This is a genomic window from Synechococcus sp. H55.10 (genome assembly GCF_047502715.1).
In the GTDB taxonomy this organism is placed as follows: Bacteria; Cyanobacteriota; Cyanobacteriia; order Thermostichales; family Thermostichaceae; genus Thermostichus.
Window position 1 is genome coordinate 1 of the sequence record NZ_JANSJJ010000045.1, and the last position, 12,093, is coordinate 12,093.

General features: G+C 59.4%; 10 protein-coding genes. 1 reads left to right on the forward strand and 9 read right to left on the reverse strand.

Annotated elements, in window-relative coordinates:
- Positions 1 to 98 precede the first annotated feature (98 nt).
- The gene (locus NW858_RS04250; protein WP_414519938.1) at positions 99 to 2,045 is read left to right on the forward strand and encodes an alpha-1,4-glucan--maltose-1-phosphate maltosyltransferase; all 1,947 of its coding nucleotides are present in this window, start codon (positions 99 to 101) and stop codon (positions 2,043 to 2,045) included.
- Between the two features lie 19 nt (positions 2,046 to 2,064).
- Here the strand turns inward: NW858_RS04250 and NW858_RS04255 are convergent, their stop codons facing one another.
- The 9 genes from NW858_RS04255 to trmFO form a co-directional block, all read right to left on the reverse strand.
- Positions 2,065 to 2,907 (reverse strand): universal stress protein, encoded by an 843-nt coding sequence (locus tag NW858_RS04255; RefSeq protein ID WP_414519940.1) that lies wholly within the window; start codon positions 2,905 to 2,907, stop codon positions 2,065 to 2,067.
- Between the two features lie 101 nt (positions 2,908 to 3,008).
- Positions 3,009 to 3,863 carry a hypothetical protein gene (locus NW858_RS04260; protein WP_414519942.1) on the reverse strand — a complete coding sequence of 285 codons (855 nt, stop codon included), beginning with the start codon at positions 3,861 to 3,863 and terminating at the stop codon, positions 3,009 to 3,011.
- 79 nt (positions 3,864 to 3,942) lie between these two features.
- The gene (ispE, locus tag NW858_RS04265) at positions 3,943 to 4,860 is read right to left on the reverse strand and encodes a 4-(cytidine 5'-diphospho)-2-C-methyl-D-erythritol kinase (RefSeq protein ID WP_414519948.1); all 918 of its coding nucleotides are present in this window, start codon (positions 4,858 to 4,860) and stop codon (positions 3,943 to 3,945) included.
- Positions 4,861 to 4,984: 124 nt separating this feature from the next.
- Positions 4,985 to 5,437 (reverse strand): hypothetical protein, encoded by a 453-nt coding sequence (locus NW858_RS04270; RefSeq protein WP_414510083.1) that lies wholly within the window; start codon positions 5,435 to 5,437, stop codon positions 4,985 to 4,987.
- A 57-nt stretch (positions 5,438 to 5,494) separates the two neighbouring features.
- On the reverse strand, positions 5,495 to 7,510 hold the full coding sequence (locus NW858_RS04275) for an FHA domain-containing protein (protein ID WP_414349268.1): 2,016 nt from the start codon (positions 7,508 to 7,510) through the stop codon (positions 5,495 to 5,497).
- A gap of 143 nt (positions 7,511 to 7,653) precedes the next feature.
- Positions 7,654 to 8,211 (reverse strand): FHA domain-containing protein, encoded by a 558-nt coding sequence (locus tag NW858_RS04280; protein ID WP_414519944.1) that lies wholly within the window; start codon positions 8,209 to 8,211, stop codon positions 7,654 to 7,656.
- Between the two features lie 348 nt (positions 8,212 to 8,559).
- Complete coding sequence (locus NW858_RS04285) at positions 8,560 to 9,033, reverse strand: hypothetical protein (protein ID WP_414335370.1); 474 nt, start codon at positions 9,031 to 9,033, stop codon at positions 8,560 to 8,562.
- Positions 9,034 to 9,273: 240 nt separating this feature from the next.
- Positions 9,274 to 10,485 (reverse strand): acetate kinase, encoded by a 1,212-nt coding sequence (locus NW858_RS04290; RefSeq protein WP_414335372.1) that lies wholly within the window; start codon positions 10,483 to 10,485, stop codon positions 9,274 to 9,276.
- Between the two features lie 131 nt (positions 10,486 to 10,616).
- The gene (trmFO, locus tag NW858_RS04295; RefSeq protein WP_414519946.1) at positions 10,617 to 11,984 is read right to left on the reverse strand and encodes an FADH(2)-oxidizing methylenetetrahydrofolate--tRNA-(uracil(54)-C(5))-methyltransferase TrmFO; all 1,368 of its coding nucleotides are present in this window, start codon (positions 11,982 to 11,984) and stop codon (positions 10,617 to 10,619) included.
- Positions 11,985 to 12,093: the final 109 nt, after the last annotated feature.

Here is a 12,093-nt window from a genome sequence, read left to right on the forward strand (position 1 = left end):
AGTGTACTGGGGAAAGGCTAAGCTTTGGCATGATTCTAAGTGCATTGTCTCATGCGGCGGTGCACCTCTAGAAATTGAAAAGGGGCGAGGTTAACCCTATGTGGCCAGCGGAAGGTCGACAACGGGCCATCATCGAGGCGGTGACGCCGGAAATCGACGGTGGGCGCTACGCCATCAAGCGAACGGTGGGAGAGTACGTGGTGGTGGAGGCGGACATCTTCGCCGATGGCCACGACCAACTCTCGGCGGTGCTCAGTTTTCGCCAGGCCGGGGCAACAGACTGGGAGGAGCTCTTCATGGAGCCCATCGGCAACGACCGCTGGCGGGCCCAATTTCAGGTCACACAAATCGGCCAAGCCTTTTACCGCATCTTGGCCTGGGTGGATCCCTTCAAAACCTGGCAGCAGGATCTGCACAAGCGGGTGGCTGCCGAGCAGGATGTGGCGGTGGAGCTGTTGATCGGGGCGGAGCTAGTGGAGCGGGCCGCCCAGGCTCAAAGCGGGGATCTGGCGGCAAAGCTGCGCAACTACGCCCAAATGCTCCGCCAAGGCGGGGATCCGGCTATCGAGATCGCCCTTTCCCCAACCCTGGGATCCCTGATGCAGCTCTACGGCGAGCGCCGCTTCGTCACCGCCTACCCGGAGCGACGGGTTTGGGTGGATCCGGAGAAGGCCCGCTTCAGCACCTGGTACGAGCTGTTTCCCCGCTCCTGCGGCCCTGACGAGCACACCCACGGCACCTTCCAGGATGTGATCGCCCGCCTGCCGCTGCTTGCCGAGATGGGCTTCGATGTGCTCTACCTGCCCCCCATCCACCCCATCGGGCGCACCTTCCGCAAGGGCAAAAACAACTCTATGACGGCAGAGCCAGAGGATGTGGGCTCTCCCTGGGCCATTGGCGGGCCAGAAGGCGGGCACAAGGCCATCCATCCCCAACTGGGATCCCTGGAGGATTTTCATCACTTGGTGGCGGAGGCCAAAAAACTCAACATCGACATCGCCCTGGACATCGCCTTCCAGTGCTCGCCGGATCACCCCTATGTGAAAGAGCACCCGGAATGGTTTAGAAAGCGGCCCGACGGCACCATTCAATATGCGGAGAACCCGCCCAAGAAATATCAAGACATCTACCCCCTCGACTTTGAGACGGAAAACTGGCAGGCCCTCTGGGAGGAGTTAAAAAGCGTTATCGAATACTGGATCGACCAGGGAGTCACCATCTTTCGGGTTGATAATCCCCACACCAAGGCTTTTGGCTTTTGGGAGTGGTGCATCGGCCAGATCAAGGCCAAGCACCCGCAGACAATCTTTTTGTCTGAAGCCTTCACCCGCCCCAAACTGATGAAATCTTTGGCCAAGCTGGGCTTCACCCAGTCTTACACCTATTTCACCTGGCGCAACGACAAGTGGGGCCTGACGGAGTACTTCACCGAGCTCACCCAAACCCCGATGCGGGAGTACTATCGCCCCAACCTCTGGCCCAACACGCCGGACATTCTGAACGAGTTCTTGCAAAAGGGGGGACGCCCGGCTTTTATGCTGCGCCTCATCCTGGCGGCCACGCTGGGGGCCAGCTACGGCATCTACGGCCCCGCTTTTGAACTCTGCGAAAACCGTCCCCTCCGCCCCGGCAGCGAAGAGTATCTGGACTCGGAAAAATACCAAATCCGTCACTGGGATCTGGACGCACCGGATAACTTGCGGCCTCTGATCGCGCAGGTGAACCGGATCCGACGGCAAAACCCGGCTTTGCAAAGCGACTGGAGCCTTGTGTTTCACCCCACCGACAACGAGGCTCTGATCTGCTATTCCAAGCGCACCTTTGATGGCAGCAACCGCATCTTGGTGGCGGTCAACTTGGATCCGTTTCACATTCAATCCGGCTGGGTCACCCTCAACCTGGGGGCTTTGGGTTTGGAACACTGGCAAACTTTCAAGGTGATCGACCTTTTGGATGGCCAGCAGTATTCCTGGCAGGGATCCACGAACTACATCAAGCTGGATCCCTGGACGATGCCAGCCCATATTTTTCTCGTCGAAAGCTGAACAAAGATCTAGCAGTCGGTCAATCTTTCTCTTGGGCCGAGCGCACCATCAGCACGGGGCAGCCGATGTGGACCCGCACATAGTCGGAGATGGAGCGCCCCAGCAGCCGATCCAAGTCGGGGATGCTGCGGGCAATGCTGGGCCGGCGATCTGGGGATCCCATCACCAGCAGGTCGGCCTTGCTCTCTTCCGCCAAGCGGACGATCTCGGTGCCGGGATCCCCGACCGCCGTAAACACCTGGTGGCCGATTTGGCGGCTTTTGAGGGTGGCAATGGCTTTGTCTATAACCTCGTCCCGGCCTTGGGCATCGGCATCCAGTTGTACCGAGGCCAGAAAAATCTGGGCCCCTGAGATGCCGGCAACCAGATCCAGGGCCGTGGCAAAGGCAGCCTGGGCGGCAGGAGAGTTGTTGAGGGCCACCATGACATGGCTGGGGTACTTGACGTAGGCGTCGTCTTTGACCAGCAGCATGGGGCAGGAGGCGAGCTGGAAGACGTATTGGCTGACCGAGTTCTGCAAAATGGCCATGATGCGGTTGCGCCCGCGGGATCCCATCACGATCAGGGGATTGGGCAGGGACTCGGCCACCTGCAACACCACCACCTTGGGATCCCCTTCCACCAGTTGAGTGCTGATCTTCAACCCAGGCCGCGGGGGAAAAGTCTGCAGCGTCTGGGCCAACAGCTCCTGTCCCTTTTGCCAGGCAGCGCGCATGTCCTCAGCAGAGGTCTGGGAAGGCACCGCATGCAGCAGGGTTACATGGCACTGGGCAAAGGCCGGCAGAGACAGCAGCGTGTGCACCATTTGCTCGGTGGGGCCGCTGCCGTCGATGGCGGCAACGATGTTTTCAAAGCGAGGCATGGGATCCGTTCTCCAGGCCAAGGTTTGCCAAGTCTCATCCTAGATCTGCCTCTGCCGATCCCTGTTGCCGAGGTGGATATCCCGCAACATTTTGTTGAGTTTTAGTAACTTAGCCACACATAGCCGGTGAAGCCACCGCCGGCATTGGTGTTGCGGCCTGTCAAAAACTGAAACCCCCCTAGCCCCAGGGTCAGCCCCCCCTCTAGGCGCCAGTTGAGCTGGCCGGAAAGCTTGAGGTTGTTGTAGTCGGGATCCTGCACCGCCACATCCCCAAAGAGGAGCGGGGCGCCGTTGCCAAGGGTGAAGTCGCCATCCAAAGCCACAATGGCCTGCACCTCAGGGCTGAGATCCGTCCCAAAGGTCAAGTTGGCCTTGAGACGGTCGCCGGGGTAGCCCAGGTAGTCCCGAAAGGTCAGACAGGAGTCGAAAAAGGCGGGCAGGGATCCCAGCTTGCCTGAGGCGGCCAGGCCGGCGCTGAGGTCGTAGCCGAAAACCCCATAGCCCAAGGGCAGGGGGGTGTTCTGGGTGGCATATCCCGGCGGGATCAGGGCCGTCAACTGGGCCGAGAAAAAGGGATCCCCCTCTCCCCAGGTGTGGCGCAGGCCCAGCTCCAGATCCCGCAGGCCCTGGTTGCGCTGGGTAACGGTGTCAGCCCCGCTGGCAAAGCGATTTTCCAGGAAAACGTAGCTGGTGTTGAGGTTGAGGGTGAGGCGATCGCTGAGGCCGGTTTCGCCAAACAGGTTGAGGCGGGTCTCGCCATACTCGGAAAGGGCCTGCTGTAGGCGTCCCCCCTGGTCAAAGCGGGTGCGGGGTTGGTACACCTCGGGCTGGAGCGAGAGAAACGTTTTCCCTGCCCCGCGAGGGAAGCCGCAGCCGGCCCAGGCCAGCGGCTCCCACCCCCACAAGACAAGGCCCAGGCCCAGCAGCCAGCTTCTTGCCATTGCCAAAGGCTTCATCTAGGGATCCCTCTCGACGGCGCCGCCGAGGAGGATTGTACCTGCAGAGCTCCGTTTTGGGCCTTCGTCTCCATCCACCCTAGCTGGGGCTGAGGCTGCAGGGATCCGGCTCCAGCACAATTCCGGTGGGGGCAAACTGCGTAACCCAAAACTCCACATCCTGAAACTGGCGACGCAGGCTGTCGCGGGCTTGGGCGGCCAGCTCTAGGCTGGGCATGATCCCGAAGACCGTTGGCCCCGACCCCGACATCAGAGCTCCCAGTGCCCCTGCCGCCAGCAGCGATTGGCGCAATTCGCCCACAATCGCATACTCCGGCAAAACCACCTGTTCCAGGTCATTGCGCAAACTCCTGGCCAACGCCGGCAGATCCTGACGGCTGAGAGCCGCCAACACCTGCGGCAAGGTGGGCAGTGCAGGCCCCAAGCTCTCCTGACGAGAACGAAAGGCCTGATAAGCCCAGGCGGTAGAAACCCCCAGGTGCTTGGGTTTGGCCAAGAGCACCGGGATCCCTTCCCAATCGGCCAGCGGCTCCAAAACTTCCCCGCGTCCGGTGGCCAGTTGCGTTCCCCCTTGTACACAGAAGGGAATGTCGGATCCCAGGCGGGCTGCCAAGCTCTGCAACTCTCCCACCGTCAGGCCCAAGCCCCACAGTTGGTTCAACCCCACCAAAACTGCCGCCGCATCAGCCGAGCCGCCTGCCAAGCCTGCTGCCACCGGAATCTGCTTTTCGAGGCGAATCTCCACTCCCATAGTGGCCTGACACTCTTTTTGCAGCAGCTCAGCCGCTTGGTAGGCCAGGTTGCGGGCATCTGCCGGCACTTCTGGGCGATCGCAGGTGAGGTGGATCCCGTGGGGGCAGCACTGCAACTGGACACGATCTGCCAACCGAATGCTCTGCAGCACCATCGCCACCTCCGAATACCCATCCGGACGGGATCCGAGGATTTCCAGGTAGAGGTTGATCTTGGCGCGAGCCATCAGGGTACAGGCTTGCATGGGGCAAAACTCTGGGTTAGCAACAACTCTCAACTCCCCTCAGCCTGTACAGACCTGTTCAAAACCCAGGCTTATCCGGGGAGCTCTTCCAGCCCGATTCTAACGGCAATGGATCCCTCCAGCTCTAGTTGCCGGAGCGAGGCCATGGCCCCAGCCACTCTCCACCGCGAAAGCGCCAGCGGGGAAACAAAATCCGCATCACCACCCAAGCGCTGAGGTAAAGGCAAACCCAGACCACGCTGTAGTGGAGAATAAAATCCCCCAGGTCAAACCGTTGGCTTGGGATGTGGGGAAGGCCCACCAGCCTCAGGACTGTGCCCAAGAAAAGCCCTTCCCAAATGCCGGCCAAAAGCTGCAGGATCCCAGGCCAATCGTGATCCCACATCCACCCCATCAAATAGTTGTACACGACATCCCAAACACAGCCAAACAGACCTACGTAGAACAGCACCCAAAAATAGATGAGGCTGCCACCATGTCCGGTGAGACCAAAATAAAAGGGTAAAGTCGCTAAAACACCTACCGTAGCTAACAAAAAAATGCGGGTTTGCCAACGGCCAATGAGAGTTGGTGTCATTGTTTCCTCCAGTTTTGTTGGCCAAAATCGCTAGTTCGTTTGGCTTCAGTTCAAAGGCTAAGGGCTGAGGTTCAAGGCCCACTTGCACCACTGCCACAGGGATCGGATCCCTTCCAGACCTTTAACGCCTGGCGCCCGCAGCCGAGCCAGGTGCTCCACCGAGCGATGGGCGCAGTACTGCAAGCCCAAAAACGTATCCACCGGCGCATAGGGCCCACCCAAGGTGATGATCCCGGCAGCATACATCCGCCCATCCCGGTTGCGCATCTCCACCAGCTCAAAATCGTTGGAAACATGTAGGCGTCCGTGGGGATTGAGGGGCAGATTGTAGCGGGTAATCAGGTCGTTGAGGAGAGGATGGGTCATGGGATCCGAAACCAAGCCCGTGCAATCGATAACGAAATCGGCTTCCACCTTCAATTGGGTGTTGTTGTGGGTACCTCGAATGTAGGTCACCGGCTTGCCCTTGTCGCCGAGAACCACCGATTCCACCTTGCCAAAGACAATCGAGTACCAGCCCTCCTGTAGCCCTTGCCGCACGATCCGCCGCCACTTGCGCCGGCTTGCCGTTGTGGTGCCGCCCCAGGCTTCCAGCAGTTCGCGCCGTTCCAGGGGAGTTGCTGCTTCCAATTTGGCGCGCAGAACCCCGCCCCAAGTGCCTTTGGGCCAGTTGAAAGGCTGAAACTCCCAATGGTTTTCCACCGCCCGTTTGGCCCGTCCGAAGCGATTGCCGCCTTTGGGCGCACGGCTCAGATGCACCACCGAGATGCGGGGGTTGACTTTGCGGGCTTGGTAGAGGCGCTCCATCACCTGGGAAGCGACGATCCCAAATCCGCGGATCAAGACCGTGCCGCCCTGTTTTTCCAATTGCTCATAAACGTGATCATGGGGCTCGTATCCATGTACTACAGATTTCAAATCTCCTGTTTGTTCCCGAAACTCTTGCAGGTCGTTGAGCAATTTGATAGCTGGATACCCAGTCGCCAAATGCAGGTACTTGGCCACCATAAAGCGGTGATCTGGGTGGCCGGGGCGCGTTGCCGAATAGGCCACCACATATCGCCCATCCTCCGTTTTGCGAATGGCGCGAATATGGCCGTAACAAAGCATTTGATCCCAGCCAATGCGAGCTGCTTCCCGATCCATCGAGGCAAATACATCCCCCGCCCGCGGCGTGTAAGTATCTGCCAGCAAAGGTTCACTAAACACCTGCCACAAAAAGCCAAATGCTTCCAACAATCGGCCGGAGAAAAAAGAGCGCCAAGCATCTCGCAAGGCATAGCCGGGCCAGCCCCAAATGTTGTCCGGGCAAGAATCGGAGCCGGAGCGAATTCGCTTCCAACGGGGGATCTGGCAGTTGGTCAACAGCCGTTCATACCGTTCGTAGGGTTTGCGGGCAATGCTGATGACGCGGATGTGTTCGGATCTGACCCCATAGATGCGCAGGGTATCCACCCAGACAAAGCTGCCCATACCGCCGCCCAACGCCAAATAGAGGGTCTCCTCCACGGGTAGGCCGGTGGCTTTGAGAGCGCTCAGGGCAATTTGCTCGGCTCGAAACAAGTCCGGTGGCGGAAAGTCTGAGCTGGCCCGCACCTCGGGGAGTTGCTCCGGGGCGAAAACCACCGTGGAAGCCGGGGGAACCTCAAATGCGGTGTCAGGTTGGGTGGCCGGTCGAATGAGGTCGGTGCGGGGCTCCAGCAAAAGGGTAGGGGTGCCGATCAACAGGGTGGCGTTGGGATCCCTCAGCAAACTGACGGTGATGCTGTAGGGGCCGAGCTCCACCACTTCCCCGCCCTGCAGCACCCGGCGTGCTTGTCGGATTTTTTCCCCATTGATGCGGCTGCCGTTGGCACTGCGATCCTCGTAGATGACCTGGCCACCCTCACCGAGATAGATAAGGGCGTGGTAACGGGAGATCTCCTGGCTGGCAAATACCGCTCTGGCCACTTCTTGCCCCTGCCATTCCTGTGGCAATTGGGCCAGCTCTCTGCCCAAGGCGAGAGGCAATGGAAAAATTGGCTCCTGCTGTTCTTCGGTGATGGGATCTTCCCAGCTCAGTTGAATTTGCATAGCTTTTGTTCACCTCTGTAAATCGTGACGAGGCCATCGAGAACAACACAGAACAACGTAACCTCACGAGTCACCTTGGAGTTGGCTTGGGATCCCTTTTGCAACTGCTGGGATCCAGGAGAAAAATGGAACGGTTTGGTTCTCTAGGCAGGAGATTGCGAAGCCTTTTCAGCCTCTGGAGGAGGGATCACCAGCGAAGCACTCAAAACCAAATGTCCGCAATAGGGGCAATTTTGGCCCTGATATTCCGGGGGCAGGTAGTGAGGGTTTTCCAGGCGGCTGCACTTAACCTTGAGGGTGTCCAAAGTGCCACGACTCAGGGACACCCCTTGATCTTTCCTGGCAGCCTCTATAGACTTCACGCCCAGCACAATACGCCCCAATTGGATTTGGCTATTGGCCTCAAGCGCAAGCTCTTCCTGAATGATTTTTCGGCCATTCACCCAAATGGGGTTGGGTTGCTTAGGCGGCAAACGATCCCGCGTCAAGTTGCGAATGTAAAACTTTAGAGTTTTGGGATCGAGATAAAGCCCGGCATGCATTCCTGAAACCGAGCGAGTTGGGTCGTTGAGCACCACATCGCAGCTGGGATCCCGCCCGATGGTGACCAGCTTGGCGAGGACGGGCGAAACCGTTTGAGATCGGCGCCGGTCGGCTTCGGCCCATTCCAAAGTTAGTTGATACACAATTTCATGCTCCATAACCCAAGGCCTCCGTTCCTCGTGATCGACTTCAGCTTATCGAAAGGTCAGCTCCGGAAAAACAGAAGATGTCTTTTTTGTCAAAATTGTTATTCTTTGAGTCAACTGAAACCTATCCCCCTGAACAGAGGTTCGTGCTGATTGAGATCACCGGAGTTGAGCTCTCCGAATCACATTCCTGCTGAAGACAGCGTCCAGACGCTCCGCGCTGCCGCAGGTGAGCGTGTCCAGCCCTTCTCCCATCAGGGGAGATTGGGATCTACAAGCTGTTGGTTGACTGCGTTTGGCAGTAGGCCCAAGTCTGCAAGCACAGAGGTCTGATCTTATCGACTCCACACCGTACCTTTTTCAAAGCACTCCACTAAATGTGAAACTGCCGCTGCCCAGCCGCTCCTGCCGATCGAACACACTGATGGTGAGCTGATGGGATCCCGTTTGAGTGAGGGTAAAGCGATTTTGGGTTAGGGTCAGCCCTGTCACGGTGCAGGTGGTGGCCCCCACGAAGCAGCCGGGCAATTGAGCAGCGTCGAAAGCCCCTAAAGTAACGAAATTGCCTAGGGGAGTGGTGACGGAAGCCAAAAAGGCGTTGGAACCCCGGATCCCAGCCGGAGCTTCCACCCGGAAGGACACCACAAAAGTTGGAGTTTGCCCCACCGAGACGGTGCGCGGGGAGAGATCGGTGATGGTGAGGGAGGGGGCCGGTATCGGCGGCGGCAAGGGTAGGGGATTGCTGCTGTCGGTTGTCCCCCCGCATCCTGCCAAAACGGCGCTCAGGAGCACCAGCAAGGGGATCCGTCTGTGTGTGTGTTGCGCAGGCTGCATCGTTTCCCATGACCTCAAATGAGTTTGGTTTTGAGTTTAGGGCATCCCTCACCCCCGGCCCCTCTCCCAGGGGGATGACCCTCACCCCCGGCCCCTCTCCCAGGGGGAGAGGGGAGCTGTAAAGATGGGGGCAGTGGAATTGGCCGGAAAAGGTTCGACTCCTAGCCCAGGGGTTATCTCGACCGAGCCGGTCATCGAAAAGGAGAAAATCGGGCCGAAAGAGACCTTAGAATCCTTTGCCTATTCTCCTTGCAAGAGTCTCTGGCAGGCTGTGGCCATGGCCCAGTCCTCTTGGGCTGAGATCACCAGAACCCGCACCGGAGCATCGGAAGTGCTGATATCGCAGTTGCGAGGCGATCCGGCATTTAAAACCGGGTCGATTTGGATCCCCAAAAAATTCAGATCTGCACAGGCTGCCGCCCGCACCGGCGCTGAGTTTTCCCCAATTCCTCCAGAGAACACCAGCGCGTCCAAGCGATCCAGGCTCATGAGCATGGCCCCAATTTGGCTGCGCAGCCGGTGAACAAACAGATCAAAAGCCAGCTCGGCGCGGGCATGGCCGGCTTCCATTGCCTCCAAGATGACCCGCATATCGCTGCTCAGGCCGGAAACGCCCTTCAGCCCTGATTCTCGGTTCAAGATCCGATCCAGTTCATCCACGCTCATGCCCTGGCGCAACTGATGGATGAGAATGCCCGGATCCACCGACCCCGACCGGGATCCCATCATCAAACCCTCCAGAGGGGTATAGCCCATGGTGGTATCCACGCTTCTGCCTCCGCGAATGGCGGCCAACGAACAGCCGTTGCCCAGGTGACAGGTGATCAGCCGCAACTCTGCCAGAGGTCGGCCCAAGATCTCGGCAGCGCGGCGGGCGCAATGCTCGTGGTTAATGCCATGAAACCCGTAGCGGCGGATCCCTTGTTCAGCCCAGGCATAGGGGAGGGGGTAGAGAGCCGCTGCCGGAGGCATTTGTTGGTGAAAGGCCGTGTCGAAGACGGCCACCTGTGGGATCCCCGGCAGCAGTTGACCCAGCAGACGAATGCCGGCCAGCGCGGCAGGGTTGTGGGCCGGCGCCAAGGGGATCAATTGCTCGATCGTCCGTTCCACCTCCGGCGTAATCAAAGTGGGCTGCCGGTACAGGGATCCCCCATGCACCACCCGATGGCCAACGCCGTCGATCTCACCTGCCTCTGCCAGCAGGGATCCCTCCCCTTGCCAGAGGCTTTGAAACAGCGGGGCCAATTGGCCGATCCCCCCTTCGGGTGAAGCGGAGGGAAAAGGCTCCCACCCACCGCCTCGCCGGCGAGTTTGGATGAGGGCCTCCCCCGGCTTGTAGGTGAAATCCACCTGGGCTTGCCAGATGGGGGCGGCCTCCACCTTGCCCTCAACCGTCAGGAACAGAGAGGATTTGAGGCTGCTGGAACCGGCATTGATAACCAGAATATTCACAGCGTGTTTTCCACAAAGGACTCCGTCCCGCCAACGCAATCGGCCTCTGCAGGGCTTATCTGTGCAATTTCAACTTAACCCTCAATCTCGGCTTTGACTTCATGCAACCGTTGGAACTGCCCGCAGCTCCCTCAAGCACTTTGCGCTTGGCGCACCAGCCCGGTTGCCGTCAGAGCAGCCAAAGCCCGATCCCGGTAGCGGCCATAGCGCTCCTGCTTGTTGCGGAGCTTCCGCCCCTCCAGCTCTGGCAGCAGGCCAAAATTGGCCGGCATCGGCTGAAAATGCCTGGGATCGGCGCTGCTGATGAATTGAAACAGGGATCCCATCATCGTCTCAGGGGGCAGCGTGATCAAGGGCAGCCCCAAGGCCAGGCGGGCAGCGTTCTGTCCGGCCAGCCACCCTCCCGCCACAGCACAGGCATAGCCTTCGGTGCCCACCAACTGGCCGGCGGCAAACAGCGTCGGTCGGCGACGAAATTGCAAGGTTGGCCACAAAAGCTGGGGCGAATTCAAAAACGTATTGCGGTGCATCACCCCAAAGCGGACGAACTCCGCTTGTTCCAGGCCGGGGATGAGCCGAAAAACCCGCTGCTGTTCTCCCCATTTCAAGTTGGTTTGAAAACCCACCAGGTTCCACAATTGCCCTGCTTTGTCCTCTTGTCGCAACTGCACCACCGCGTGAGGACGGGATCCCGTGCGCGGATCCACCAAGCCCACCGGCTTCAAAGGGCCAAAACAGAGAGTCTCTTTGCCCCGGCGCGCCATTTCTTCAATCGGCAGGCAGCCCTCGAAAAACTTGCGCTCCTCCCGCTCAAAATCCTTGAGGGGCGCCTGCTCCGCCGTCACCAGCGCCTGCCAAAACCGTTCGTACTCCGCCTCCGTCATAGGGCAGTTGAGATAGGCTGCCTCCCCTTTGTCGTAGCGGGAAGCCTGAAACACCACCGCCCGGTTCAAGGAATCCCCGGCGACAATGGGGCTAGAAGCATCGAAAAAGCTCAGGTATTCCAGGCCCGTAAAGGCTTGCAGCGCCTTAGCCAGGGGATCGCTGGTCAGAGGGCCGGTACAGAGGACGGCAATGCCCTCCGGGATCTCCGTCACCTCCTCCCGGCGCAGAGTGATGCGGGGATGGTTTTGAATGGCTGCCGTGAGAGCCTGGCTGAAGCGGGCCCGATCCACCGCCAATGCCCCTCCTGCCGGCACGGCATGGCGATCCGCCGTCGCCATCACCAGGGATCCCAGTTGTCGCAGCTCTTCCTTGAGCAGCCCTGCCGCCCGATCGCTGGCCGCAGCCCCAAAGGAGTTGCTGCACACCAGCTCCCCCAACTGATCGGTGTGGTGGGCCGGGCTCTGGCGCACGGGGCGCATCTCCGAAAGGAGGACAGGCAACCCCAACTGGGCGATTTGCCAGGCGGCCTCTGTCCCCGACAACCCCCCGCCCACCACATGAATGGGGGCAGAGGTTTCTGCCGGTGCAAGCGCTGGGCTGGCTGGATGGCTCATCGCAACCTCCGAGAAGACCCTCAACCTTAAACTTTAACGTAAGGTGCGGAATTCCCCACCCGGGTGGGGATGGATAGCACCCTCTGACTGATTCTGGATGTATTGCTTC

Bases quoted from the DNA above. Each gene is read 5' to 3' on its own strand.
- NW858_RS04250 (WP_414519938.1), top strand. From the start codon at position 99: ATGTGGCCAGCGGAAGGTCGACAACGGGCCATCATCGAGGCGGTGACG.
- NW858_RS04255 (WP_414519940.1), bottom strand. From the start codon at position 2,907: ATGCCTCGCTTTGAAAACATCGTTGCCGCCATCGACGGCAGCGGCCCC.
- NW858_RS04260 (WP_414519942.1), bottom strand. From the start codon at position 3,863: ATGAAGCCTTTGGCAATGGCAAGAAGCTGGCTGCTGGGCCTGGGCCTT.
- ispE (WP_414519948.1), bottom strand. From the start codon at position 4,860: ATGCAAGCCTGTACCCTGATGGCTCGCGCCAAGATCAACCTCTACCTG.
- NW858_RS04270 (WP_414510083.1), bottom strand. From the start codon at position 5,437: ATGACACCAACTCTCATTGGCCGTTGGCAAACCCGCATTTTTTTGTTA.
- NW858_RS04275 (WP_414349268.1), bottom strand. From the start codon at position 7,510: ATGCAAATTCAACTGAGCTGGGAAGATCCCATCACCGAAGAACAGCAG.
- NW858_RS04280 (WP_414519944.1), bottom strand. From the start codon at position 8,211: ATGGAGCATGAAATTGTGTATCAACTAACTTTGGAATGGGCCGAAGCC.
- NW858_RS04285 (WP_414335370.1), bottom strand. From the start codon at position 9,033: ATGCAGCCTGCGCAACACACACACAGACGGATCCCCTTGCTGGTGCTC.
- trmFO (WP_414519946.1), bottom strand. From the start codon at position 11,984: ATGAGCCATCCAGCCAGCCCAGCGCTTGCACCGGCAGAAACCTCTGCC.